The 24,630-nt window shown below is 68.3% G+C and carries 24 protein-coding genes; 19 read left to right on the top strand and 5 right to left on the bottom strand.

Features of this window, described 5'->3' with window-relative positions:
- Positions 1–8 precede the first annotated feature (8 nt).
- Positions 9–749 (bottom strand): transcriptional repressor LexA, encoded by a 741-nt coding sequence (lexA, locus tag BN1186_RS13545; protein ID WP_082031431.1) that lies wholly within the window; start codon positions 747–749, stop codon positions 9–11.
- 261 nt (positions 750–1,010) lie between these two features.
- Here lexA and BN1186_RS13540 point away from each other — a divergent pair, with 261 nt between their 5' ends.
- The 8 genes from BN1186_RS13540 to ilvD all read left to right on the top strand — a co-directional run bounded on the left by BN1186_RS13540 (position 1,011) and on the right by ilvD (position 11,086).
- Positions 1,011–1,349, top strand: a complete 339-nt coding sequence (locus BN1186_RS13540; RefSeq protein ID WP_040284511.1) for a hypothetical protein — start codon at positions 1,011–1,013, stop codon at positions 1,347–1,349.
- Between the two features lie 194 nt (positions 1,350–1,543).
- Positions 1,544–2,062, top strand: coding sequence for a transcriptional regulator NrdR (gene nrdR / locus BN1186_RS13535; RefSeq protein ID WP_074437043.1), 519 nt, complete (start codon positions 1,544–1,546; stop codon positions 2,060–2,062).
- A gap of 64 nt (positions 2,063–2,126) precedes the next feature.
- Positions 2,127–4,958, top strand: coding sequence for a vitamin B12-dependent ribonucleotide reductase (locus tag BN1186_RS13530; protein WP_040284509.1), 2,832 nt, complete (start codon positions 2,127–2,129; stop codon positions 4,956–4,958).
- Positions 4,959–5,026: 68 nt separating this feature from the next.
- Entirely contained in the window at positions 5,027–5,281 is a 255-nt protein-coding gene (locus BN1186_RS13525) for a hypothetical protein (protein ID WP_040284508.1), read from the top strand.
- 79 nt (positions 5,282–5,360) lie between these two features.
- Entirely contained in the window at positions 5,361–6,026 is a 666-nt protein-coding gene (locus tag BN1186_RS13520) for a response regulator transcription factor (protein ID WP_040284507.1), read from the top strand.
- Complete coding sequence (locus BN1186_RS13515; RefSeq protein ID WP_040284506.1) at positions 6,023–6,820, top strand: sulfurtransferase; 798 nt, start codon at positions 6,023–6,025, stop codon at positions 6,818–6,820. Before BN1186_RS13520 ends, BN1186_RS13515 begins: the two co-directional genes overlap by 4 nt.
- Positions 6,821–6,930: 110 nt before the next feature.
- Positions 6,931–9,138: a 1,3-beta-galactosyl-N-acetylhexosamine phosphorylase gene (gene gnpA / locus BN1186_RS13510; RefSeq protein ID WP_040284505.1), complete on the top strand. Its 2,208-nt coding sequence runs from the start codon at positions 6,931–6,933 to the stop codon at positions 9,136–9,138.
- Positions 9,139–9,244: 106 nt separating this feature from the next.
- The gene (gene ilvD / locus BN1186_RS13505; RefSeq protein ID WP_040284504.1) at positions 9,245–11,086 is read left to right on the top strand and encodes a dihydroxy-acid dehydratase; all 1,842 of its coding nucleotides are present in this window, start codon (positions 9,245–9,247) and stop codon (positions 11,084–11,086) included.
- A gap of 161 nt (positions 11,087–11,247) precedes the next feature.
- Here the strand turns inward: ilvD and BN1186_RS13500 are convergent, their stop codons facing one another.
- From BN1186_RS13500 to BN1186_RS13490, 3 genes are read right to left on the bottom strand one after another with little or no spacing between them, the layout of a single operon-like run.
- A complete protein-coding gene (locus BN1186_RS13500) occupies positions 11,248–12,291 on the bottom strand; it encodes a magnesium and cobalt transport protein CorA (RefSeq protein ID WP_218975484.1) in 1,044 nt (347 codons plus the stop codon).
- Positions 12,292–12,300: 9 nt separating this feature from the next.
- Entirely contained in the window at positions 12,301–12,780 is a 480-nt protein-coding gene (locus BN1186_RS13495) for a DedA family protein (protein ID WP_218975483.1), read from the bottom strand.
- A gap of 48 nt (positions 12,781–12,828) precedes the next feature.
- Positions 12,829–13,737 carry an AEC family transporter gene (locus tag BN1186_RS13490; RefSeq protein ID WP_040284503.1) on the bottom strand — a complete coding sequence of 303 codons (909 nt, stop codon included), beginning with the start codon at positions 13,735–13,737 and terminating at the stop codon, positions 12,829–12,831.
- 80 nt (positions 13,738–13,817) lie between these two features.
- Between BN1186_RS13490 and BN1186_RS13485 the strand changes: the two genes are divergently transcribed.
- Entirely contained in the window at positions 13,818–14,867 is a 1,050-nt protein-coding gene (locus BN1186_RS13485) for an FKBP-type peptidyl-prolyl cis-trans isomerase (RefSeq protein WP_052460169.1), read from the top strand.
- A gap of 3 nt (positions 14,868–14,870) precedes the next feature.
- On the opposite strand, the gene gluQRS is transcribed toward BN1186_RS13485, so the two are convergent.
- Entirely contained in the window at positions 14,871–15,758 is an 888-nt protein-coding gene (gene gluQRS / locus BN1186_RS13480) for a tRNA glutamyl-Q(34) synthetase GluQRS (RefSeq protein ID WP_040284899.1), read from the bottom strand.
- Positions 15,759–15,801: 43 nt separating this feature from the next.
- Here gluQRS and BN1186_RS13475 point away from each other — a divergent pair, with 43 nt between their 5' ends.
- From BN1186_RS13475 to BN1186_RS13430, 10 genes are all read left to right on the top strand, one after another.
- Positions 15,802–16,734 (top strand): helix-turn-helix transcriptional regulator, encoded by a 933-nt coding sequence (locus tag BN1186_RS13475; RefSeq protein ID WP_040284898.1) that lies wholly within the window; start codon positions 15,802–15,804, stop codon positions 16,732–16,734.
- A complete protein-coding gene (locus BN1186_RS13470) occupies positions 16,731–17,663 on the top strand; it encodes a WYL domain-containing transcriptional regulator (RefSeq protein WP_040284502.1) in 933 nt (310 codons plus the stop codon). Before BN1186_RS13475 ends, BN1186_RS13470 begins: the two co-directional genes overlap by 4 nt.
- Positions 17,664–17,673: 10 nt before the next feature.
- Positions 17,674–17,859 (top strand): hypothetical protein, encoded by a 186-nt coding sequence (locus tag BN1186_RS13465; RefSeq protein ID WP_139651119.1) that lies wholly within the window; start codon positions 17,674–17,676, stop codon positions 17,857–17,859.
- Positions 17,860–17,908: 49 nt separating this feature from the next.
- Positions 17,909–18,160 carry a twin-arginine translocase TatA/TatE family subunit gene (locus BN1186_RS16300; RefSeq protein ID WP_040284500.1) on the top strand — a complete coding sequence of 84 codons (252 nt, stop codon included), beginning with the start codon at positions 17,909–17,911 and terminating at the stop codon, positions 18,158–18,160.
- Between the two features lie 2 nt (positions 18,161–18,162).
- Complete coding sequence (tatC, locus tag BN1186_RS13455) at positions 18,163–19,029, top strand: twin-arginine translocase subunit TatC (RefSeq protein ID WP_040284499.1); 867 nt, start codon at positions 18,163–18,165, stop codon at positions 19,027–19,029.
- Complete coding sequence (locus BN1186_RS13450; RefSeq protein WP_180349084.1) at positions 19,026–19,940, top strand: diacylglycerol/lipid kinase family protein; 915 nt, start codon at positions 19,026–19,028, stop codon at positions 19,938–19,940. The genes tatC and BN1186_RS13450 overlap by 4 nt, the downstream gene beginning before the upstream one ends.
- Positions 19,941–19,951: 11 nt before the next feature.
- Complete coding sequence (locus BN1186_RS13445; RefSeq protein ID WP_052460168.1) at positions 19,952–22,699, top strand: DEAD/DEAH box helicase; 2,748 nt, start codon at positions 19,952–19,954, stop codon at positions 22,697–22,699.
- A gap of 1 nt (position 22,700) precedes the next feature.
- Positions 22,701–23,462: an imidazole glycerol phosphate synthase subunit HisF gene (hisF, locus tag BN1186_RS13440; RefSeq protein ID WP_040284498.1), complete on the top strand. Its 762-nt coding sequence runs from the start codon at positions 22,701–22,703 to the stop codon at positions 23,460–23,462.
- A 16-nt stretch (positions 23,463–23,478) separates the two neighbouring features.
- Positions 23,479–23,874, top strand: coding sequence for an HIT family protein (locus tag BN1186_RS13435; RefSeq protein ID WP_040284497.1), 396 nt, complete (start codon positions 23,479–23,481; stop codon positions 23,872–23,874).
- A 148-nt stretch (positions 23,875–24,022) separates the two neighbouring features.
- The gene (locus BN1186_RS13430; RefSeq protein WP_040284496.1) at positions 24,023–24,544 is read left to right on the top strand and encodes a hypothetical protein; all 522 of its coding nucleotides are present in this window, start codon (positions 24,023–24,025) and stop codon (positions 24,542–24,544) included.
- Positions 24,545–24,630: the final 86 nt, after the last annotated feature.

Below are 24,630 nucleotides of genomic sequence, written 5' to 3'. Positions count from 1 at the left end.
TGTCGGGCTCAGACCTTGCGGAGCACCGCGACGACCTTGCCCATGACCTTGGCGTGGGTGCCGTCGATGGGGGAGTAACGCTCGTTGTGCGGCAGCAGCCACACCTTGCCCTGCTGGAACTTGTACGTCTTGACGGTGGCCTCGTCGTCGAGGAGGGCCGCCACGATGTCGCCGTTGGTGGCGTCGCTCTGCTGACGCACGACCACCCAGTCTCCGTCGCAGATGGCCGCCTCGACCATCGAGTCACCCTTGACCTCGAGGAGGAAGAGGTCGCCGTCGCCGACGATCTGCTTGGGCAGGGCGAAGACGTCCTCGATGTGCTCCTCGGCCAGGATGGGCCCGCCGGCAGCGATGCGGCCCAGCACGGGCGCCGCGACTGCCGAGGGGCGGGGGTCCCAGGTCTGCGAGGGATCCAGGGGGGTGCCGTTCTCGTCGACCTCCGGCAGCGTCAACACCACTGCGCGGGGACGGTTGGGGTCACGGCGGATGAGACCCTTCTGCTCCAACATGCGCAGTTGGTAGGTGACCGACGAGGTCGAGGCCAGGCCGGCACGATCCGCCACCTCGCGGATGCTGGGAGGGTAGCCGAGGTCCTCGATGGCGTTCTTGATCACGTGCACCAGCGCGAGCTGCCTGCGGGTCAACCCGTAATCCGGCCCGTCTGGGACGGGGAGGTTCGCCAGTTGGGCTTCGATCTCTGCGTTGCTGGGGCGGCCGCGGCGCGGGCGGCGGTTCGTGTTGTCAGCCATGTCCCCATGCTAGCGCCAACGTGGTACGTGTGTTCGATATGGCTGCGCGTGTCGCGGATCGGCCGATGAGGTGGCCCGGGTGGGGTGTGAACCCTCGCCCCGACACGCCCCGGAAAAAATGTCAGAGGTCTCGTGTTGAGTCGGTCGTGTCCCGGAAAACCGGGGCGATGGAGACAACGTCGAACGGATGTTTGATTGACGCCGAAAAATGGATTATGGTGTCAATCGAACAGATGTTCTAGGGATGAAAGAGGTCACCTCATGACCACGTTGAGCGCAGTTCGCTACCAGGTCGTCGGCACCCCGCGCCGGCGCGTCGTCACCGCGTCCCCGGCGGCACGTCCAGAACTTCAGCTACCGCAGGCGCGCCCGTCGCGCCCCGCACGCCCGGGCCGTGTGGCTCCGGTCGCGTCGTGCAGCGTCGTCAGCCCCGAGCCCCGCACGCCCTGGCTCGCGGCCAAGGTGGCGGTGGTCGCCGTCCTCGCCGTGGTGGGTGGCGCGGTGTCGGCCGCGCAGTTGGTGGATGGTGCCGTTTCGCCGGATCCCTCCCTCGGCTATGTGGCCGGGGACCCGGCCTGGGCGCACGTCACGCACCCCTGAGCGGCCGCTGGCAGAGGTGGCATACGACGCGCGGATGTGATTCGGCGTGTCTCTTGCCTTCTAGGGCGCCCGGGCATAGTGTGACGCTACATCTAGTGGTTACACCGTCGGCATTTCACTACAAGTTGTGGTTTCTGCCTCTGGTGTGGCACTGTTGGTCACCCGCTTCACCGCACTGAGAAAGGCCCGCGAAAGTGCACTGCCCGTTCTGCCGCCACTGTGACACCAAGGTGTCGGATTCACGCGCGGCTGAAGACGGCTCCGCCATCCGGCGTCGTCGCCTGTGCCCCATGTGCGAGCGCAAGTTCACCACCATTGAACAGATCATCCTCACCGTCGTGAAGCGCTCCGGTGTCGTCGAGTCCTTCAGCAGGGACAAGGTGATGCGCGGGGTGTCCAAGGCCTGCAAGGGGCGCCCCGTCACCCAGGCGCAGCTCGCCGCGCTCGCGCAGCGGGTGGAGGAGTCCCTCCGGGCCTCCGGCCAGGCGGAGATCTCGGCCGAGCAGATCGGCGTGGCCATCCTCGGCCCGCTGGAGGAACTCGATTCCGTCGCGTACCTCCGCTTCGCCAGCGTCTACAAGAACTACGAATCGGTCGACGATTTCCAACGGGAGATCGATGCGCTGCGGCTCAGCGCGACCGCCAAGCAGCCGGCCGACGACGGCGCAGCCGCGTTCGAACGCCTCACTGCCCAAGAGCCGCTCCTCAGCTAACAGCTCCAGTTCCACATTTTCAGTTCAGCAGCACACCCACCACCAGATCAGAGGGATTTTGACCATGACCGCGACCGCAGCGCGCGCCACCCGCCGCAAGTCAGCAGATTCAGCACCCAAGGGCCTCGTCATCGAGCGCATCTTCACCAAGAAGGGCGTGCACCCGTACGACGAGGTGGAGTGGGATCGTCGTGACGTGGTGCAGACCAACTGGAAGACCGGCGAGACCGTCTTCGAGCAGCACGGCGTGGAGTTCCCCTCGTCGTGGAGCGTCAACGCCTCCACCATCGTGACCACCAAGTACTTCCGTGGTGCGGTCGGCACAGACGCGCGTGAGGACTCGCTGCGCACCCTGATCGACCGAGTGGTGGGGCGCTATGTCGCCGCAGGCAAGGACTACGGCTACTTCGCCACGGACGAGGATGCGGAGATCTTCGAGCATGAGCTCACGTGGATGCTGCTGAACCAGTACTTCTCCTTCAACTCGCCCGTGTGGTTCAACGTCGGCACCCCTTCGCCGCAGCAGGTCAGCGCCTGCTTCATCCTCTCGGTCGACGACTCGATGGATTCCATCCTGAACTGGTACAAGGAAGAGGGCTTCATCTTCAAGGGCGGCTCCGGCGCGGGCCTCAACCTGTCGCGGATCCGATCCTCCAAGGAACTGCTGAGCTCCGGCGGCACCGCGTCAGGACCCGTGTCCTTCATGCGTGGCGCTGACGCCTCGGCGGGCACCATCAAATCGGGCGGCGCCACGCGCCGGGCGGCCAAGATGGTCGTCCTCGACGTGGATCACCCGGACATCGTGGAGTTCGTCGAGACCAAGGCCCGCGAAGAGGACAAGATCCGCGCCCTGCGTGACGCCGGCTTCGACATGGACCTCGGCGGCAAGGACATCACCTCGGTCCAGTACCAGAACGCCAACAACTCGGTGCGCGTCAGCGACGAGTTCATGACCGCCGTCGAGAACGGGGACACCTTCGGCCTGCGCGCCCGCGGTGACGGCTCCGTCATCGAGGAGGTCGACGCCAAGGAACTGTTCCGCAAGATCTCGCAGGCCGCCTGGGAATGCGCGGATCCCGGCATCCAGTACAACGACACCATCAACGACTGGCACACCAACCCCGAGACCGGCCCCATCACGGCCTCCAACCCGTGCTCGGAGTACATGAGCCTCGACAACTCGTCGTGCAACCTGGCCTCGCTGAACCTCCTGAAGTTCCTCAAGGCGGACGGCTCCTTCGACGCCGAGACCTTCGTCAAGGCCGTCGAACTGATCATCACCGCCATGGACATCTCGATCTGCTTCGCAGATTTCCCCACCGAGTCCATCGGTGAGACCACCCGCAACTTCCGCCAGTTGGGCATCGGCTACGCCAACCTCGGCGCGCTGCTGATGGCCATGGGTAAGGGCTACGACACCGACGGCGGCCGCTCCACCGCTGCAGCCATCACGTCGATCATGACCGGTGCCTCCTACCGCCGCTCCGCTGAGCTGGCCGCCATTGTCGGCCCGTACAACGGCTACGCCGCCAACGAGGAGGCCCACCAGCGCGTCATGCGCAAGCACCAGGCCGCCAACGACGACCTGCGCGTGCTCGCCGATGACCGTAACCTTCACACCGTCGCCACCCGCGAATGGGACCGTGTGGTCACGCTCGGCGCCAAGAACGGCTTCCGTAACGCGCAGGCCTCCGTGCTCGCGCCCACCGGCACCATCGGCTTCATGATGGACTGTGACACCACCGGTGTGGAGCCGGACTTCTCGCTGGTCAAGTTCAAGAAGCTCGTCGGCGGCGGCTCCATGCAGATCGTCAACCAGACCATCCCCCGCGCGCTCAAGCGGCTCGGCTACAACTCGGAGGACATCGACGCCATCGTCGAGTTCATCGGCTCCAACGGCCACGTCATCGGGGCCCCCGGCCTCGCCGCGGAGCACTACGAGGTCTTCGACACCGCGATGGGCACCCGCGCCATCAAGCCGATGGGCCACGTGCGCATGATGGCCGCCGTGCAGCCGTTCCTCTCCGGCGCCATCTCGAAGACGGTCAACCTGCCGGAGACCGCCACGGTCGAGGAGATCGCAGACGTCTACCTGCAGGGCTGGAAGCTCGGCCTCAAGGCGCTGGCCGTCTACCGCGACAACTGCAAGGTGGGCCAGCCGCTCTCCGACGGCAAGGAGGCCAAGACCACGGTCAAGGCCCAGCCGGAGCCCGAGGTGCGTATCGAGTACCGCCCGAAGCGTGCGCGCCTGCCCAAGTCCCGCGCATCCCGCACCACGAGCTTCTCCGTCAGCGGTGCCGAGGGCTACATGACCTCGGGCGCCTACGAGGACGGCCGCCTCGGCGAGGTGTTCCTCAAGCTCGGCAAGCAGGGCTCCACCCTCTCCGGCGTGATGGACGCCTTCTCGATCGCCGTGTCGATCGGCCTGCAGTACGGCGTTCCGCTGGAGAGCTTCGTGCAGAAGTTCACCAACCTGAAGTTCGAGCCCGCAGGCATGACCGATGACCCGGACATCCGGATCGCGCAGTCCTTCATGGACTACATCTTCCGCCGCCTGGCGCTGGACTACCTCACGTTCGACGACCGTGCCGAGCTGGGCATCTACACCGCCTCGGAGCGTGCGCGCTACGTCGAGACCGGCAGCTACCTCTCCGAGGAGGACGAGGCGAGCATGCCGGAGGCCGAGCAGTTGCGCAACGACGAGTACGACGACTTCAACGTCGACGGTGCCCGTCAGCCTTCCCTCATCGACGCGCACACCACCGCGGAGTTGATGGAGGCCATGGGTGTGGCCGCGGTCGACGCGCCGCTGTGCATGACCTGCGGCACGAAGATGCGCCCCTCCGGTAGCTGCTACGTCTGCGAGGGCTGCGGCTCCACCAGCGGCTGCAGCTGATCTGCGTCACTGATGCAGGATCAGTCCCAGGGCAGCCCGCCCGGCCTCTCGGCCGGCGGGCTGCCCTCTTGGCGTCCACCGCGGGCTACGCGGTGCTGATGGTCTACCAGGCGTTCACGCTGCCTGAACGTGTCCCCGGCCACGTCGGTGTCTCGGGTGAGGTGACGTGGCCGGGGAGAGAGATGGGCCGCATCGCGGTGCGGGGTGAGGCCTTCGGCTGGGTCTTCTGGGTTGCGCTGGGCGTGTACGTGGCCGGCGTCATCGGGTGGACGGCATGGTGGAGTCGCGGGAGGCGCTGGAAGCCGCCAGCGCTCCACCCGTAGGGGTGGGGATAAGCGCGTACCAGTGCTCATTTGGAGCGGTTGCGTCCATGAGGCTGCCCCCTGCGTATATGGTGACCGCGTGACCCGTCAACGACGCACCCGCATCGCTCTGCTCAATGACCGCGAGGTCGTCACCCATGGCCTCCGCAGCATGCTCGAGCCCTACCATGAGCGCCTCGAGTGGGTAGACATGGGCCCGCGGGGGGAGGTCAGCCGTCCCGTGGACGTCACGCTGTTCGATTCCTTCATCCAGCCCGAGGTGACCGATCAGGACCTCTCGCGGCTCATCGCCTGCCCCAACACCGGGCGGGTGGTCATCTACACCTGGGGCATGCACCCCGATCTCGCCGCCCAGATGATCGCGAAGGGTTTCGTCGGATTCCTGGACAAGTCGCTGTCCGCGGCGCAACTGGTGGAGTCGCTCGAGGCTGTCGCGCGCGGCGAGGTGGTGATCTCGGAGCCGAGTGCGCAGCGCGAGGGGCACACTCTGACGACGCCCGAGGAGTTGACGTGGCCCGGCGCCGGCTTCGGCCTGACGGCCCGCGAATCCGAAGTGCTGGTACTGATCACCAAGGGGCTCACCAATCAGGACATCGCTGCCCGCAGCTACCTGAGCATCAACTCGGTCAAGTCCTACATTCGCTCCGCCTACCGAAAGATCGGCGTCGAGCGGCGCTCGCAGGCGGTGCGGTGGGGGCTGGAGAACGGCATGCTGCCGGACTTCGGCGTTACGCTGCAGGCGTGATCCCTCCAGTAGTAGACATCGACTGGCTCAAGAGCCATCCCGACGCGGTGCTCGCGGACGTACGCCACTATCTCGACGGGCGCTCCGGCGCTGAAGCCTACGCCGCGGGGCATCTACCCGGTGCAGTCTTCGTCGCCATCGACGACGTCCTGGCCGACCCGCCAACCGCCGATCGGGGCCGACACCCCCTGCCGGACCCGCAGCGCTTCGCCGATGGCCTCGGCGCCGTCGGCATCGGAGACGACACCACCGTGGTGGCATACGACGACGCCGGGGGAGCGATGGCGGCCAGGCTCGTGTGGTTGCTGCGCATGCTCGGCCGCGACGCCGCGCTCTTGGACGGCGGGCTCCAGGCCTACGACGACGACCTCAGCACCGAGGCGCCCGTCGCGACGCGGGCCACCTTCACCGTGCAGCCGTGGCCGACTGAGGCGCTGGCCACGATCGACGAGGCCGCAGCAGGTGAGACCGTGCTCGACGCGCGAGCAGGGGAGCGCTTCCGCGGCGAGTCCGAGCCGCTCGACGCCAGGGCCGGCCACATCCCCGGCGCGCGCAACTTCCCTCTGGCCGGGAACCTGGACGCGACCGGGCGCTTCCTGAGCCCGGCCCAACTGCGTGAGCGTTTCTCCGGCATCGACGATGCGCGAGAGGTGATCTCCTACTGCGGCTCGGGCATCACCGCCTGTCACAACCTCATCGCGATGGAGCGCGCCGGCCTCGGGCAGGGGAGGCTCTATCCGGGATCCTGGTCTCAGTACAGTGGGACGGACAGGCCGATCTCCACCGGCGACTGACCGGTGAGCGAAGTGAGCGATTCACTGTGCGCACTACGTGCAAAACGCTCACCCTGCTGCGAAAATCGGTGCCGCATCTGGTTCACCCTCATCTCCGCGAAGGACATTGCATGAACGCCAAGGGCCGCGTGACCCTCCCCATCGAACAGGGCATGGACGACCAGCTACCGGGCATCCTCGCCCGCCTGGGCGCCGATGCCGTGCGCAACTCCGACGGCACATGGCTGCCCGAGATCACCCCCCAACTCGGGGTTAAGGTCTACGAGACGTACTTCCCGGCCCGGGGCCAGCAGGAGTTCGCTGCGGCCAACCTCGAGGCTCGGCCCCGCTTCTACCTGATGAGCGAGCGGGTCGCGGCCCCGGCCGAAGGCCCGCTGGCCGTCGACATCATGAAGGGCTACTACAAGCTGCAGGTTGAGCCGGATCAGGGCGACGTGCAGCGTTGGTGGGAGGTCATCGACCGCACCACCGGCGAAGTCGTCCCCGTCGACGGCTGGACCGTGGAGGGCGAAGGCGCCGAGGTCACCGTGACCATCACCGAACCCGCGCCGTTCCACGTCTACACGGTCAGCTTCCTCGCCTGGCAGGTGTGGGACTCCACCCAGATGTACAACTACATCACCAACAACTGGTGGGACGACGAGACCCGCGTGCGCGAGATCGGCTACGACGCCCGCCACCCCGTCGCCTGGGAGTTCATGAAGTCCTCGCTGCGCAAGTGGTGCGAGGAGCGCCCCGAGGTCAACGTCGTGCGCTTCACCACGTTCTTCTACCACTTCACGCTGGTGTTCAACGATCTCGGCAAGGAGAAGTACGTCGACTGGTTCGGCTACTCCACCTCCGTCAACCCCATCGCCATGGAGGCCTTCGAGAAGGAGTACGGCTACAAGCTGCGCGCCGAGGACTTCGTCGATCAGGGCTACTACAACTCCTCCTTCCGCGTGCCGTCGCCGGTGTTCAAGGACTGGATCGAGTTCACGACGAAGTTCGTCTGCTCGCGCGTGAAGGAACTGGTCGACATCGTCCACGAGTTCGACAAGGAAGCCCTCATGTTCCTGGGTGACAACTGGATGGGCACCGAGCCCTACGGCGAGCTGTTCGCCTCCACCGGCATCGACGGCGTCGTCGGCTCCGTGGGCTCCTCGGCCACCTGCCGGATGATCTCCGACATCCCCGGCGTGAAGTTCACCGAGGGCCGCTTCCTGCCCTACTTCTTCCCGGATGTGTTCCGCGAGGGCGGCGACCCGCTGGGTGAGGCCAACGAATCCTGGCTGCTGGCCCGCCGCGCCATCGCCCGCAAGCCCCTCGACCGGATCGGCTACGGCGGCTACCTGTCGCTGGCGATGAAGTTCCCGGAGTTCATCGCACGCATCGAGGAGATCGCCGACGAGTTCCGCTCCATCCACGATGAGGGCCAGGGCCAGCGCCCGGAGAACGCCCCCATCCGCGTGGCCATCCTCAACGCGTGGGGCAGCCTGCGCACCTGGATGACTCACATGGTGGCCCACGCGCTCTGGTACAAGCAGATCTACTCCTACCTCGGCGTCATCGAGGCCCTCGCCGGCCTCCCGTTCGACCTGAAGTTCATCAGCTTCGACGACGCCCGCGAGGGCAAGCTCGACGAGTTCGACGTCGTCCTCAACGTGGGTGCCGCCGAGACCGCCTTCTCCGGCGGAAGGGAGTGGCTCGACGAGAACCTCGCCGTGGCGCTGCGCAAGTTCGTCCACCAGGGCGGCGGCCTCATCGGCGTGGGTGAGCCCACCGCGGTGCTGGCCAACGGCGCGTTCTTCCAGCTGTCCGACGTCTTCGGCGTCGACAAGGAACTGGGCATCTCGCAGTCGACGGACCGCTACCCCGTGGAGAAGCCGCAGCACTTCATCACCGCAGATCTGGCCGACGATGCCAAGGTCGACGTCGGTGAGGGCGCCGGCGACATCTTTGCGCTGAACGACGACACGCAGATCCTGCGCCTCACCGAGAAGTCGGTCGACGTCGCCGCGAAGGAGGCCGGGGAGGGTCGTGCGGTCTACGTCGCGGGCCTGCCCTACAGCTTCGACAACGCCCGTCTCCTGCACCGCGCGATCTACTGGGCCGCCGGCCGCGAGGACCAGTTCGACTCCCAGTGGATCCCGTCGGATCCGGGCGTCGAGATCGCGGTGTTCCCCAACGCGGGCAAGGCCTTCGTGATGAACAACCGCACTGAGGCGGCCTCCGCCACGGTCTCGGGCCGCATCGGTGGCCTGGCCGCCGAGGGAGAGGCACACACCGTCGAGCTGGAGCTCAAGCCGATGGAATCGCGCTGGATCGAACTGGCCTGACAACGATCGGTCCCCGCCGCCGCAGTGTCCACCCTGCGGCGGCGGGGACTGTCATTTCCCCGGCCGGAGGTAGTCTGGACGGGTCCCATCCCCCAAGGAGAGATCCATGCCCGCTCTGCGCTCCCGCACCTCCACCCACGGCCGCAACATGGCCGGCGCCCGCGCGCTCTGGCGCGCCACGGGCATCACGGACAGCGACTGGGGCAAGCCGATCGTCGCGGTGGTCAACTCCTTCACCCAGTTCGTGCCCGGCCACGTGCACCTGCGCGACATGGGCAAACTGGTCTCTGAATCCATCGCCGAGGCGGGGGGAGTGGGCCGCGAGTTCAACACCATCGCCGTCGACGACGGCATCGCCATGGGTCACGACGGCATGCTCTACTCTCTGCCCAGCCGTGAGCTGATCGCCGATTCGGTGGAGTACATGGTCAACGCGCACTGCGCAGACGCCATGGTCTGCATCTCCAACTGCGACAAGATCACCCCGGGCATGTTCCTCGCCGCGCTACGCCTCAACGTGCCCACCGTGTTCGTCTCCGGCGGCCCCATGGAGGCGGGCAAGGCGATCATCAAGGACGGCGGCACCGTCGAGACATCGCTGGATCTCATCAACGCGATGGTGGGGGCCGTCGACCCGAACGTCTCCGACGACGAGTTGGGCCGCATCGAGGCCAACGCCTGCCCCACCTGCGGCTCCTGCTCCGGGATGTTCACCGCCAACTCCATGAACTGCCTTCTCGAGGCCATCGGCCTGGCGCTGCCGGGCAACGGCTCCACGCTGGCCACCCAGACGGCGCGCAAGCAGCTGTTCCAGGAGGCGGGCCGGCTCGTCGTCGAGCTGTGCAAGCGGTACTACGACCAGGACGACGACTCCGTGCTGCCGCTCTCGATCGCCCAGAAGCCGGCCTTCGAGAACGCGATGAAGCTCGACGTGGCCATGGGCGGCTCCACCAATACCGTGCTGCACCTGTTGGCCGCCGCCCAGGAAGCCGGCGTCGACTTCACCATGTCGGACATCGACGCCATCTCGCGCGTCACCCCCTGCCTCGCCAAGGTGGCCCCCAACTCGGAGCGCTACTACATGGAGGACGTGCACCGCGCCGGCGGCATCCCCGCGCTGCTGGGCGAACTGCACCGCGGCGGCAAGCTCGACGAGAACGTCACCTCCGTGCACAGCGGGTCGCTGCAGCAGTGGCTCGACGACTGGGACATCCGCGGCGGCAAGGCCAAGCCCGAAGCCATCGACCTGTTCCACGCCGCGCCCGGCGGCGTGCGCACCACCGAGGCGTTCTCCACCAGCAACCGGTGGGACAGCCTCGACACCGACGGCGAGAACGGCTGCATCCGCTCCACCGAGCACCCCTACACGGAGGAGGGTGGCCTGGCCGTGCTCACCGGCAACCTCGCACCCGACGGCGCGATCGTCAAGACCGCAGGAGTGCCCGAGGACCAGTGGACCTTCACCGGCACCGCGGTCGTGACCGAATCCCAGGAGGAGGCCGTCGAGACCATCCTGGGCAAGAAGGTCAAGCCCGGCGACGTCGTCATCGTGCGCTACGAGGGTCCCAAGGGCGGCCCCGGCATGCAGGAGATGCTGTACCCCACGTCCTACCTGAAGGCGCTGGGCCTCGGCCCCCAGTGCGCGCTGATCACCGACGGCCGTTTCTCCGGCGGCTCCTCCGGCCTGTCGATCGGCCACGTCTCACCCGAGGCCGCCAGCGGCGGCGCCATCGGCCTGGTGGAGAACGGCGATAAGATCACCATTTCGATCCCGGAGCGCTCCATGCGCCTCGAGGTGGACGACGAGACGCTCGCCGCCCGCCGCGCGGCCCGGGACGCCGAGGGGTGGGAGCCGAAGGAGCCGCGCCCCCGCAAGGTCTCGACGGCCCTGAAGATCTTCGGGATGCTCGCCCAGTCGGCGGACAAGGGCGCCGCCCGCAAGCTCTGATCCCGGCGGCTGTCTGACGCTCTGGCTATCGCTCGGTTCTGCAGTCTCCGATGGAGGCCTCGTCCCTGAGCGTCGCGCCCCGCGCGGCGTCGAAGGGCGGCCGCAGCGTGTCTGCTACCTGGGTACAGGGTGCTTCCGCAGTCGCTGCTGTGGTTCTCGGCTCACAACCATTTCTTCGACTTGAAGATCAGGTACATGGCCACGCCGGTGACCACCATGAGGCCCAGCGCGTAGCCGTAGCCCCAGGGCCAGTCCAACTCGGGCATGTTACGGAAGTTCATCCCGTAGGTGCCGGTCACCAGGCTGGGCACGAACAGCACGCCGGCCCAGGCGGCGATGCGGCGGGAGTCCTCGGCCTGCCGGAGGCTGGCCTCGGTCATGGTGCGGGCCTCTTCGTTCTGGCGCTGCGTCTGGAGTGACATGTTGAGGTCCAGCGCGCCCTTGAGGGTCTCGCGCAGCACCTCGACGTGCTCGGTGACGTGGATGGCGTGGTCCTCGATGTCGCGCAGTTCCTGGCGGCGAGGCTCGCCCGCCATGAGGAAGACACGGTCGCGGCGCACGGCGTCCATGATCGGCTTCAGTGGGCGGACGGCCCGCTGCAGGTCCATGACCTCCCGTGAGAGCTCGTAGATCCGGCGCGACACCCGCGCCGAGCCGCTGAAGACCTGGGTCTCGATCTCGTCGATGTCGTTCTCGATGCCGGCGACCACGGGCCGGTACTCGTCGACGATCCGGTCGAGCAGCCGCTCCAGCACGACGCTGGGGCCGATCGCGAGCGTCTCAGGAGCGGATTCCAGTTCGCGGCGCACGGGGGTGAGATCCGGGGTCTCAGCGTGGCGCACCGTCACGACGAACCGGTCCCCGACGATGGCGTGCACCTCGCCGAAGTCCACCGTCTCGGTGCGGTCGATGTAGCGGGCCGCCCGCAGGACAAGGAACAGGGTCTCGCCGTAGCGCTCGAACTTGGGGCGCTGGTGCGCGGTGATGGTGTCCTCCACCAGCAGCGGACTGAGCTGGAACTCGCTGGCGAGCAGCGTCATGTCCGCATGGCTGGGCCGGTAGAGACCGATCCAGACGAAGCCCTCCGCATGCTCGTCGAGAATCCGGAAGCTCTGGTCGAAGGTGGTGGGGGAGGCGATGCGCACGCCGTCGACGTAGAAACCGGCGTCCATGATGGACGAGAGCCGCTCACCCGGATGCGTCATGGTGCGGCCCTATGCGGCGGTGGCGGGCGCGTCGTCGCGCTTGCGGACCACGTAGAAGATCAGCCCCGCGATCAGCACGCCCAGAGCGAGCACCAGCCACGGGGACCTGCCCCACAACAGGCTGATGGCGTGGAAGCCGATCATGCCCACGGTGCCGTACAGGAACGCCCACATGATGCAGCCGATGATCACCGCGGGGAGGTAGCGACGCAGCGGCATGCGGGTGATGCCGGCCGCGAGCAGCACCATGGTCTGCAGCCCGACGGTCAGGAAGCACAGGGACACGGCCGGCGCGCCCCACCGGTTGAGCCACTTCGCTCCGGTGGCGTAGTGCTTCGACTCCATCAGCTTGGCTGCCCGCGTGCGGCGGGCGCCGGCGGCGATGCCGCGCCCCAGGAGGTAGGTGGCGTTGCCCCGTAGCATCACGATGACGAAGAGTGCGGCCACGATGATGCCGAAGGGCATGTCCCAGGTGGTGGGATCAAACACGGCGCTCCTGGGTGTACAGAGGGGGTGAGGCGAGGCCAGTGTACCTGCTCAATGCAAAAACGCCCCCGCCGCGATGATCACCGGCACGCTGAGCAGCGTGCTCCACAGGGTGGTCGCCTGGACCAGCGACAAGGCGGTGCGGTAGCGCAACGCATGCACGAAGACGACCTGGGCGGTGGGGAGGGCGGCCAGGATGACGGCGGCGCGCAGTGGCGTGCCCGTCAGCCCCAGCAGCACCGCGAGGCCGAGAGTGACGGCGGGCACCAGGAGTGACTTGGTCGCGATCGCGGCGAGGGTCAGCCGTGGCAGCCGGGACAACCGCGGAAGCGGGTTGGAATGCAGCGACATGCCGAAGGCCAGCAGCATCGCGGGGATGGCCAGTTCCGAGAGGAGCGTCATGGGGGACCACAGGACGGACGGGGGCTGCCAGTCCGTGAGGTTGAGCGCGAGCCCGAGAGCGGCGCCCCAGACCAGTGGGTGGGTGAGGAAGCTGCGCGCCACGGAATGGCCGCGGTCCGCGGGGCTGGATTCCAGCACGGCCACGGCCGAGGGCTGCAGCAGCAACACCTGGACGAGCATCGCGGGGGCGGCCCAGGCGGCGTCGCCCAGCATGAACGCGGCGATGGGCATGCCGAGGTTGCCGGCGTTGACGTAGCTGACGGATAGGTAGCCGAGCGCGGCCTCCGCCCGGGTGCGCCCCCGTCGGACCAGCAGGAAACCGAAGGCCAGGCCGGTGAGGATGCACGCGAGAGCGAACGCGGCCACGTGCGGGCCGACCAGCAGGTCGAGATCCGCTCCGGCCACCGCCACCAGCACCAGCGCGGGCTGGCCCACGTAGAAGGCCACATCTCCCAGCGACTTCTGCGCGGATCCGCCGACGACGCGGGTGCGGGCGAGCAGGTAGCCCACCGCCACGACGACCGCGATCGTCGCGAAGCCCTCCAACGCCGCCCACATGGGGGACAGACTATGCCCACCCTTGCCACGGCGACGGTGGCGGGTTCGGTGGCCTTGAGGGCGTCGGCTACCATTTCACCGTGACTTTCTCCGCCAATACTCTGCGCCGGGCGCTGGCCGCCGTCGGCGTCGCATCGCTGATCACCCTGTCCGCCTGTGGCACCGATGAGACCACCGAGCAGGAGGTGACGCCCACCGAGACGGTGTCGGCCGAGCCCACCGCCGGCGAGACCACCCCCGAGGTCAGCCCGTCGGCCGACGAGACCCCGGAGCCGGAGGAGACCCCCACCCCCACCATCGAGGCGTCGGCGGACCTCAGCGACATCGAGGTCGTCGACGGGGATAAGCCCGAGGTCAAGGTGCCCACCCCTTGGGCCATCGAGTCGACGCAGGCCGATGTCCTCAAGGAGGGGGAGAGCGAGCAGACGCTCACCGACACCTCCGTCGTCTCCCTGCACTACATGGGCGTCAACGGCACCACCGGCGAGGTCTTCGACAGCTCCTACGAGCGCGGCGAGCCCGCCACGTTCCCGCTCGACCAGGTGGTCCCCGGCTTCCAAAAGGGACTGTCCGGGCAGAAGGTCGGCTCCCGTGTGCTCATCGGCATGGTGCCCGAGGACGGCTACGCCGAGGGCAACCCCGGCGCCGGCATCGAGCCCGGCACCTCGCTGATCTTCCTGGTTGACATCATCTCGTCCAACTTCTCCGAGGCCACCGGCGAGGAGGTCGAGCCCGCCGAGGGACTGCCTGCCGTCACCATGACCGACGGCAAGCCGGAGATCGAGGTGCCCGCCGGTGACGCGCCCACCGAACTGCAGGTGCAGCCCCTGGTCAAGGGTCCCGGCGCGGAGGTGACCGCCGAGTCCACCATCCAGGTGCAGTACCGCGCGTTCACCTACGCCGACGGCGCCGTGTGGCAGGACGCCTGGGCCCCTCAGGCCGGCCAGCTCTCATCCCTCATCGAGGGCTGGAAGCAGGGCCTCGTGGGCCAGACCGCCGGCTCGCGCGTGCTGCTGGTGGTCCCGCCGGCCCTCGCCTACCCCGATGGCGTGCCGGAGGCGACCCCGCCGCTCGAGGCCGGCCAGACGCTGGTCTACGTCATCGACATCCTCGACGTGCAGAACGCCTGACGCCTAACGCAGCAGGCCATCGGCCCAGACCGAGCCCGAGAAGAAGCGCTGATCGCCAGGCATGGCGGCCAGCGCTTCTTCCGTTGTGCGGCACGGCCCCAGGCCGAGCGAGCCGCTGAGCTGGGCCAGGACGTCCGCCGGGGAGAGGTGCGGGAGGTCGGCGAGGGTGACGGCGCCGTCGCGCTTGGCCAGCCGCCTTCCCTCGCCGTTGACCACCAGCCCGATGTGCGCGTAGGTGGCCGGCGTGCCGCCCAACTTCCCGGTCAGCCAGGCCTGGCGCGGGGCGGAGCTGAGCAGGTCGTCACCTCGGGTGATGTGGGTCACTCCCATGTCGATATCGTCGACGACCACGGCCAGGTTGTAGGCGAAGGCGCCGTCGCCGCGCACCAACACGAAGTCGTCGACCAGCCCGGTGACCCGCCCGGCGTGGATGTCCTCGACGGTGTACGAGGCGCCGCCGGAATCCACGCGGATGGCGGGCGGACGCGTGGCCCGGCGCTCCTCGCGCTGCGCTGCGGTCAGCGTGCGACAGGTGCCGGGGTAGGCCCGGTAGCCGTCGTGCGGGGCGGAGGAGGTTTCGGCGATCTCCCTGCGGGTGCAGAAGCATTCGTAGGTGGGCAGGCTCGCCACCGCATCCCGGTACAGGTCCAGGCGCTCGGATTGCCGCACCACGTCGCCGTCCCAGGTCAGCCCCAGCGAGGCCAGATCGGTCAGGTTGCGGCGCTCGGCCCCGGGCGCGGCACGCACGCGGTCCGCGTCGAGGTCCTCGACCCGCATCAGCCAACTACCGCCCGCATGCCGGGCGAGCAGCCAGCCGGCCAACGCGGTGCGCAGGTTACCCAGGTGCAGATCAGAGGTGGGGCTGGGGGCGTATCGGTCGACATAGGGCATGGGCTCCATGATGCCGGGTCAACCACCCGCTAGCCTGAACGGCATGTCAGCGAGGAAATCGGAGCGGTTGGTCAACCTGCTCATCACGCTGCTCAGCACCCGGCGCTACCTGACCAAGCATGAACTGCGGGAGGCGGTGGAGGGCTACCGGCTCTCCAAGAGCGAGGCGGCCTTCGAGCGCCAGTTCGAGCGCGACAAGGAGGAGCTGCGCAGCATCGGCGTGCACATCGAGACCGGCTCCAACGACCCCTTCTTCGACGACGAGGAGGGCTACCGCATCAACCGCTCCGAGTTCGAGCTGCCCCCGCTGACGTTCACCCCCGAGGAACTCTCCGCGCTGGGCCTGGCCGGTCAGGTCTGGCAGGACACGGTGGCTGCCGACCACACCGCCCAGGCCTTCGAGGCCCTGCGCGCCGGGGGCGCCGCCCCGGATCCAGCCCTGGTGCCCACCGTGCGGCCGCTGCTGGCGGTGGCTGAGCCTGATTTCGACACGATCTACGACGCGATCCTGCGCCGCGTGGAGATCCGCTTCGGGTACGGGGGCACGCCCCGCCGGCTCGAGCCGTGGCAGATGCTGCAGCGCCGCGGCCACTGGTACGTCTTCGGGTATGACCCTGACCGCGAGGATGACCGCTTCTTCAAGCTCGCGCGCTTCACGGCTCCCGCGGTGCAGCACGGCAAGCCGCAGGCCTACACCGTGCCTGCGGATGCCCGCGAGCGCGCCAAGCGGCTGGCTCCCGCCGATGCCAGCACCGCGGTGGTCGCCGTCCGCGACGGGGCGGCCCATGACTTCCCGAACCCCGAGCCGGTGGACCACGAGGGCGTGCCGGAGGGCTTCACCGCCTATCGGATCAGCCTGGCCACGGACGAGGCCATCGTCGGCGAGGTCGCGGCGGCCGGCCCTGATGCGGTGCTGCTGGCGCCGCCGGAGCTCCGCTCAGCGGTGATCGAGCGGTTGAAGGCGGTGGCGCTGTGAGGTCAGACGAACAGATCGCCAGGCTGCTGCGGCTGGTGCCCTACCTCTCGGCCCATCCTGGCGTCGAGGTGGACGTGGTGGCCCGCGTCTTCGACGTTGCGCCGCAGCAGATCATCAAGGACCTGGAGGTGCTGCAGTTCTGCGGGCTGCCGGGCGGCTACTACGACGATCTGTTCGACGTGGACATCGAGGCCGTGCGGGAGCAGGGACGCATCGAGTTCCGCAACGCCGATGTGCTGGCCCGGCCGCTGCGGCTGAGGCCGGCGGAGGCGGCCAGCCTCATGGCGGCGCTGCGCCTCGTCGTGGACGTGGCCGGCAGCTCGGACGCTGCGGCCAGCGCCCTGGCGAAGCTGGAGGCGGCGGTGGGGGAGGCCGACGGCCCCCTCAGCGTCAACGTGGTCTCCACGGATCCTGGGCACCGCGCCGCGCTGACCAGGGCCATCGACGCCCGCCGTGCCGTGCTCCTCGGGTACCGTACGCCCGGCCGCCCCGGCACCACGGAGGCTGTGGTCGAGCCCGCCCGCCTGAGCCTCGTCGACGGCTTCACCTATCTCGATGCGTGGAGCCGGCCCCGCCAGGCATGGCGCAGCTTCCGCCTCGACAGACTCGAATCCGTCACGCCGCTGAACGACGCCGCGGCGGACCGCGGGGCCCCGCCCGAGGGATGGTTCCGCGACGTGCCGCGCCAGCTGACGCTCACCGTCCTCCCCTCGGCCCGCTGGATCAGCGAGTACTACCCGACGACGGCGGTGGAGGACGGCGGCGACCGGCTGGCCGTGACGTTCCCGGTGGCCTCCCACGACTGGGCCGTATCGCTGATCCTGCGGCTCGGCTCTGCCGTGATGGATGTCTCGGACGAGCAGGTGGCCGAGGCGGCCCGGACGAGGGCGGCTGCTGCGTTGGCTGCCTATGAGGGCCGCGTCGGGTAGCATCCGTTGCGTGATCTGGGTCATCGTTGTCGGAGTGCTCGCCCTCATAGGGGTGGTCGGGCTGATCATCGGCGGGGTGTCGCTCATCCACAAGACGGCGGATGTGCGGGCGGAGATCGGACAACTGAACGGCCACGTGGCACACATGCGTGACATGCTGGGTCAGCTTGAGAAGACTTCGCGCCTGCCGGACTAGACTGTCATCGCATGAGGGCGGCGCCCGCCGTCGCCCAGGAAAGGGACCAATGCCTACTCTGTTGTTTCTGACGGGCGGCTGGGAATGGGTGATCATTCTCGTCGTCGCGCTGCTATTGTTCGGCGGCTCACGCCTGGCCGGTGTCGGCAAGGGCATGGGCCGTTCCATCCGTGAGTTCAAGCAGGAGGTCAAGGGCGTCGAGGGCGAGGACGGCGCCACCCGGCACGACGAAGAGGTCGTCGACGCCGAGATCGTCCAGCCCGAGATCGATCCCCGTGACCGGAAGCCCCACGAAGGCTGATCATGGCGGCCGCAACCACTGAACCGTCCGCCAAGGGTCGGTTCGCCTGGCTGCTGCCACCCAAGGGTGGCCCGGGCGGGACGATGTCGATCTGGGACCACCTGCGCGAACTGCGCTACCGCCTTTTCGTCTCCGTAGGGGCGATGATCATCGGGGCCGCCCTCGCCGGCTTCTTCTACCGCCGGCTCGTCGAGTTCATCCTGGCCCCCTGGGAGCGTGCCCGGGCGATCCTTGAGGCGGAGCGCGGCGCGGAAACCATGATCGTGAACCAGGGCGTCACCCAGGCGTTCACGGTAGCGGTAGTGGTGTGTCTGCTTGCCGGCTTCATCATCACCTCGCCGGTGTGGATGTGGCAGATCTGGGCATTCGTCGCGCCCGGTCTCCTCACCAAGGAGAAGAAGTACGCCCTGGGCTTCGTGGCCGTCTCCCTTCCCCTGTTCCTGGCGGGCTGCGCGCTGGGCTACATCGTGTGGCCCAAGGGCATTGAGGTGCTCCTGAGCTTCACGCCGCAGAACATGAACATCACCAACCTGCTGGACATCTGGAACTTCCTCGGCATGGAGATCAAGATCATCCTGGTCTTCGGCCTGTCGTTCCTGCTGCCCGTGCTGCTGGTCGGCCTCAACATGGGCGGCGTGGTGCGTGGCCATCAACTCAAGAAGGCGCGCAAGGGCGTCGTGTTCGGCAGCGTGGTCTTCGCCGCCATCGCCACCCCCACCACGGATCCCTTCTCCCTGCTGGCGCTGGCCGTGCCGCTCAGCGGCATGTTCTTCGTGGCGGAGATCATCTGCCGGATCCTCGACAAACGCCGCGGCATCACCGAGGAAACCGCCGCCGAGTACGCCGTCGACCTGGACGACGGTCAGTGAGCACCGAGCTCGCGAAGCGGCGCCTGATCAGCGTCGTGTGCAACGAAGCGTCCGGCGGTGGGAAAGCCCGCCGCGCCCTGCCCAAGGTGGCCAGGCGGCTGCAGGAGGGCATCCACGGTGCAGAGGTGAGCATCGTCACCTCCCGCTCCTACGAACAGGCCCGGGACCTGACACGCGCCCTGGCGCTCCAAGCACGTGAGGGCGACGTGGTCGCTGTCATGGGCGGCGACGGGATGGCCCACCTGGGCCTCAATGCCTGCGCCGGCACCGACGCGACGCTTGCCGTCATCCCCGCAGGCACGGGCAACGACTTCGCCCGTGGCGCAGGAATCCCGAAATCCGTGATGGAATCCGTCGAGGCCATCGTCACCGGCACCACCCGCGTGATGGACCTCAGCCGCCTCACCAACGGGGGAGACCCGCGCTACGTGGGTGCGGTGGTCTCCAGCGGCTACGACGCGCGCGTCAACCGCGCCACCAACGACATCCGCATGCGGTTCGGCGCGCTCAGCTACGGCTGGATCGCCCTGCGCGAACTGGCGGGATTCTCCCCGCTCAACTACCGGCTCGTGATCGACGGGGAGGCCCGCGAGCTCAAGGCGATGCTGGTGGCGGTGTGCAACACCGGCATCTTTGGCGGCGGAATGCAGATCGCGCCAGAGGCCGATGCCGCCGACGGCCTGTTGGACGTCACGATCATCCACGAAGCCAGCCGCGGCAAGCTGCTGCGGCTGCTGCCGACGGTGTATTCCGGCGGTTTCGTCACCGATCCGGTCGTGGAGCAGTTGCGCGCGCGTCGGGTGGAGGTCGACGGCGACGGGCTGTTCCTCATGGGCGACGGCGAGGAGATGGGCGACGTGCCCGCCACGGTCGAGTGCGTCCCGCAGTGCCTTCGCGTCATCGTCGGGTAACTTATCCCCTAATGAATGACCAACTCATCGCAGAGTTCAGTGCGCTCTACCCGTACGAACTCGATGACTACCAACTCGACGGCTGCCGTGAACTCGCCGGGGGCCACGGCGTCCTGGTGGCGGCCCCCACCGGCGCAGGCAAGACGGTGGTGGGAGAGTTCGCCGTGTTCCTGGCCGTGGAGCAGTCCCGCAAATGCTTCTACACCACGCCCATCAAGGCGCTGTCGAACCAGAAGTACCACGACCTGGTCCAACGCTACGGCCCGGACCGCGTCGGGCTGCTGACCGGCGACACCTCTATCAATTCTGAGGCGCAGATCGTGGTGATGACCACCGAGGTGCTGCGCAACATGATCTACGCCTCCTCACCCACCCTCGCCAACCTGGGATACGTGGTGATGGACGAGGTGCACTACCTGGCGGACCGGTTCCGCGGCGCCGTGTGGGAGGAGGTCATCCTCGGGCTGGCCGAATCGGTGCAGATCGTGGCGCTGTCGGCGACGGTGAGCAACGTCGAGGACTTCGGCGAATGGCTGCGCACCGTGCGCGGCGAGTTCGCCGTCGTCGTCTCCGAGGTGCGCCCGGTCCCGCTGTTCCAGCACGTGCTGGTGGGCCGCAAGCTGATGGACCTGTTCGACGGCGTGGCGCCCACGGCGCAGGAACTGCCCGCCGCCCGCGCCGCGAAGGTCAACCGGGAACTGCTGAAGGTCTCCAAGGGCGAAGCATCCAGGGTCCGCGACGACGCCCGCCGCCCGCGCGGCAGGTCCGGCCGTGGGAAGCGGCACGTCTCGCAGGGCTCCGGGCAGTACGGCGGGGCCGCGCACGAACGGTTCCGTGAGCGCCGCACCAGCCGCAGCGAGGTGGCCATCGTGCTGGACCGCGCCCAACTGCTGCCGGCCATCTACTTCATCTTCTCCCGCGTGGGCTGCGACGCGGCCGTCGGGCAGGTCTACGACGCCGGCATCACGTTGACCAGCCGCTCGGAGGCGGCGCTGCTGGGGGAGATCGCCGACAAGCACGTGCAGGGCCTGTCCCACGCGGATCTCGACGCGCTGGGCTACGAGCGGTTCCGCGAGGCCCTGATGGCCGGCGTCGCCGCGCACCACGCGGGCCAGCTTCCCGCGTTCAAGGCCATCGTGGAGGAGGGGTTCTCCACCGGCGCGCTGAAGTTGGTCTTCGCCACCGAGACCCTCGCGCTGGGCATCAACATGCCCGCGCGCACCGTCGTGATCGAGAAGCTCACCAAGTACAACGGCGAGGCGCACGTCGACATCACGCCCGGGGAGTACACCCAGCTCACCGGCCGCGCCGGCCGACGCGGCATCGACGTGGAGGGCCACGCCGTGGTCCTGTGGCAGTCGGGCATGGACCCGCGGGCGGTGGCCGGCCTCGCGTCGCGGCGCACCTATCCGCTGAGGTCGAGCTTCGCGCCCACCTACAACATGGCGGTCAACCTCATGGCCACCCTGGGCCGGGAGCGCGCCTCGGACCTGCTCAACCAGTCCTTCGCGCAGTTCCAGACCGACAAATCCGTGGTGAAGACCACCCGCACCACGCGTTCCATGCAGGCAGATCTCGCCGTCGCCAGGGAAGCCGTGGAGTGCCACCTGGGTGATTTCATGAGCTACGCCCGCCTCCGCGACGAGATCTCCGGGCTGGAAGCCGCATCGTCGAAGGCCCGCCGGGCGGAGTTCGCCGACACCATCGGGCGGTCGCTGACCACGCTGATGCCCGGCGACATCGTGCACGTCCCGCGCCAGGGCTGGTCCGTGGTGCTGCGCATCGGACAGAAGGGCCGGCAGGCCGAGCCGTGGGCTGAGATCATCTCCGGGGACCACACTGTGCTCAAGCTGCAACCACACGACATCCCAGGCCCGTTGACGCCGGTGGGGCGGGTGCGGGTGCCGCGGCACTTCTCCGTCCGCGACCGGGCGGACCGCCGCTCGCTGCTGTCGGCGATGAGCAACAAGATCGAGGCGACGGACCCGGAGATTCCGGACACTGCACCGCCGTCCGACGGCGAGGTGCAGCGACAGATCCGCCAACTGCGGGCCGAGCTCAAGGCCCACCCCTGCCACGCATGCCCGGACCGCGAACTCCACGCGGTGGAGGCTGCCCGGGTGATCAGGCTCGAGCGCGAGTCGCAGCGGATGGAGGCCCAGATCACGGGCCGGGCCAACTCGCTGGCCGTGCAGTTCGAGCGCGTCCTTGCGGTGCTGAGCGACCTCGGGTACCTCGACGGCGACACGCTCACCGATGCCGGCCGCATGCTGCGTCGGATCTACAACGAGCTCGACCTGGTGGCCGCCGAGGCTATCCGCCGCGACGTGTTCGCGGACCTCGCGCCGCCGCAGTTGGCGGCGGTGCTCTCGACGCTGGTCTACGAGTCGCGCCCCACCCGCGACGCGGTGCTGCCGCGGATGCCCGATCCGGAATCGGAGCGCGCCCAGTCCCGCCTGCGCGAGGTGTGGCGCGAGGTGGGCAAGCTGGAGCGTCACCACAAGCGCGACCGGGGCCGCGAGCCGGACATCGGCTTCGCCGAGGCCGCCTGGCGGTGGTCCTCAGGCCAGGAACTGTCGAAGGTGCTGGCCGTGACCAGTTTGTCGGCGGGCGACTTTGTGCGCTGGGTGCGCCAGGTCATCGACCTCGCCGGCCAGCTCGCCACCGCCGTCGGGCCCGGAGACCTGCGCCGCACGTGCCATGCGGTGGCCGATTCGATGCGTCGCGGCGTCGTCGCGGCCGAAATGACGGAGGACTGAGATGCCTGTCGCGTTACGTGTGATCCCCTGCCTGGACGTCCATGACGGGCGCGTCGTCAAGGGGGTCAACTTCCAGAATCTCCGCGACGCCGGCGACCCCGTCGAGCTTGCCGCCCGGTACTCCGCGCAGGGCGCCGATGAACTGACCTTCCTCGACATCTCCGCGTCCGTGGAGGCGCGCGCCACCACCCGCGCGATGGTGGCCCGCTGCGCCGAGACGGTGTTCATCCCGCTCACCGTGGGCGGGGGAGTGCGCTCCGTTGAGGACGTGGACGCGCTGCTGCGCTCAGGCGCCGACAAGGTGGGCATCAACACCGGCGCGCTCGCCCGGCCCGAGGTGATCGACGAGATCGCCAGGACGTTCGGCAACCAGGTGCTCGTGCTGTCCGTCGACGCCCGCCGTGAGGAGTCGATGCCGTCTGGCTTCGGGGTGACCACGCACGGTGGCAAGAAATCGGCCGGGGTCGACGCCCTCGCATGGGCCCGGGAGGGCTGCGAGCGGGGTGTGGGGGAGATCCTGCTCAACTCCATGGACGCCGACGGCACCACCGACGGCTTCGACCTCGAGATGCTGCGCGCGGTGCGCGAGGCCGTCGACGTGCCGCTCATCGCCTCCGGTGGCGCGGGCACCGTCGAGCACTTCGTCGAGGCCGCCCGTGCCGGGGCTGACGCGGTGCTGGCCGCCAGCGTGTTCCACTACGGCACGCTCACCGTCGAAGAAGTCAAGACCGGCCTGCGCGAGGCCGGGTTCGAAATCCGCTGAAACCAAGGAGACAGACATGGACTGCCTGTTCTGCAAGATCGTCGCTGGCGAGATCCCTTCCAAGAAGGTCTACGAGGATGACGCCGCCTACGCGTTCCTCGACATCTCGCCTTGGCAGAAGGGCCACACCCTGGTGATCCCGAAGCGCCACACCGCCGACGTGTTGGAGGGAGACGACGTGCTCGCCGAGGTCGGCCCGGCCGTGGCCCGCGTCGGCCGGCTACTGAAGGACAGGCTGGGCGCCGACGCCTGCAACGTGGTCTCCAACGCCGGATCCGTGTCCGGTCAGGAGGTGTTCCACACCCACGTGCACGTCATTCCGCGGTATGCGGACAACCCCGGGATCGCCAACATGAAGGCCGAGGTCACCGCAGATCTCGACGAGGTGCATCAGACCGTGGTCGCAGATTAGGCACTACCTGGGTCTGACCGGCAGGCTCACGGCGTGTCGTCACGCACGGGTACCTGACCCCCGTAAGGTAACGGCTCGGAGGTTCGGGAGCGGCCCTCCTTTTCACGGGGGTGCGAATGCACCACGGAACAGATAGAAAGGGCTTCGCATGAAGGCCACCAAAATCGTCGGCATCCTGTCGATCATCGCCGGCATCATCCTCATCGTCGCCGGTGCGGTCACCTGGGGGATGGTCACCTCGCAGCTGAAGGCTGAGAACATCACGGTTCCGGGCGACTCCGAGTTCATGAACGGCGCCTACGCCGGCAAGCCCGTCGGCGGCCCCATCAGCGCCTTCGCGCAGGCCGAGACCATCAACCAGCACGCGGTGGCCGGCTCCAACGGCGAGACCTACGCCAGCCTGGGCAAGCTCGCCAACGAGGCCCGCGACGCCGGCGACGAGGCCAAGGCTGAGGAATACCAGCAGCAGCGCGCCACCATGATGGACGCCTCCTTCCTCCGCGCCTCCCTGTTCACCTCCGTGGTCGCCTACGGCGTCTCCGCCCTCGTCATCGGCCTGGGCCTCATGCTCGGTCTCATCGGCTGGGCGCTGACCACTCTTCGTCCCCGCGAGGCCGTCGTCGCCGACCGCGGTGTGCGCGCTGACGGCGCCACCGAGGTGCGCGAGTGATCGCACGTCCCTGACGGGTTGCAGGACGGCGGGCCGGGAGCTTCCCGCCCCGCCGTCTTACATTTCGGACGATGCCCCGCCAATGC

Origin of the sequence: Tessaracoccus massiliensis (assembly GCF_000826065.2) — a bacterium.
GTDB lineage: Bacteria > Actinomycetota > Actinomycetes > Propionibacteriales > Propionibacteriaceae > Arachnia > Arachnia massiliensis_A.
The sequence above is the reverse complement of the archived record's forward strand: the minus strand, read 5'-3'. Positions and strand labels throughout refer to the sequence as shown.

Excerpts from the sequence above, each read along its gene's own strand:
- lexA (WP_082031431.1), bottom strand. The coding sequence starts at position 749 with ATGGCTGACAACACGAACCGCCGCCCGCGCCGCGGCCGCCCCAGCAAC.
- BN1186_RS13540 (WP_040284511.1), top strand. The coding sequence starts at position 1,011 with ATGACCACGTTGAGCGCAGTTCGCTACCAGGTCGTCGGCACCCCGCGC.
- BN1186_RS13530 (WP_040284509.1), top strand. The coding sequence starts at position 2,127 with ATGACCGCGACCGCAGCGCGCGCCACCCGCCGCAAGTCAGCAGATTCA.
- gnpA (WP_040284505.1), top strand. The coding sequence starts at position 6,931 with ATGAACGCCAAGGGCCGCGTGACCCTCCCCATCGAACAGGGCATGGAC.
- ilvD (WP_040284504.1), top strand. The coding sequence starts at position 9,245 with ATGCCCGCTCTGCGCTCCCGCACCTCCACCCACGGCCGCAACATGGCC.
- BN1186_RS13500 (WP_218975484.1), bottom strand. The coding sequence starts at position 12,291 with ATGACGCATCCGGGTGAGCGGCTCTCGTCCATCATGGACGCCGGTTTC.
- BN1186_RS13490 (WP_040284503.1), bottom strand. The coding sequence starts at position 13,737 with ATGTGGGCGGCGTTGGAGGGCTTCGCGACGATCGCGGTCGTCGTGGCG.
- gluQRS (WP_040284899.1), bottom strand. The coding sequence starts at position 15,758 with ATGCCCTATGTCGACCGATACGCCCCCAGCCCCACCTCTGATCTGCAC.
- BN1186_RS13475 (WP_040284898.1), top strand. The coding sequence starts at position 15,802 with ATGTCAGCGAGGAAATCGGAGCGGTTGGTCAACCTGCTCATCACGCTG.
- BN1186_RS16300 (WP_040284500.1), top strand. The coding sequence starts at position 17,909 with ATGCCTACTCTGTTGTTTCTGACGGGCGGCTGGGAATGGGTGATCATT.
- tatC (WP_040284499.1), top strand. The coding sequence starts at position 18,163 with ATGGCGGCCGCAACCACTGAACCGTCCGCCAAGGGTCGGTTCGCCTGG.
- BN1186_RS13445 (WP_052460168.1), top strand. The coding sequence starts at position 19,952 with ATGAATGACCAACTCATCGCAGAGTTCAGTGCGCTCTACCCGTACGAA.
- hisF (WP_040284498.1), top strand. The coding sequence starts at position 22,701 with ATGCCTGTCGCGTTACGTGTGATCCCCTGCCTGGACGTCCATGACGGG.
- BN1186_RS13435 (WP_040284497.1), top strand. The coding sequence starts at position 23,479 with ATGGACTGCCTGTTCTGCAAGATCGTCGCTGGCGAGATCCCTTCCAAG.
- BN1186_RS13430 (WP_040284496.1), top strand. The coding sequence starts at position 24,023 with ATGAAGGCCACCAAAATCGTCGGCATCCTGTCGATCATCGCCGGCATC.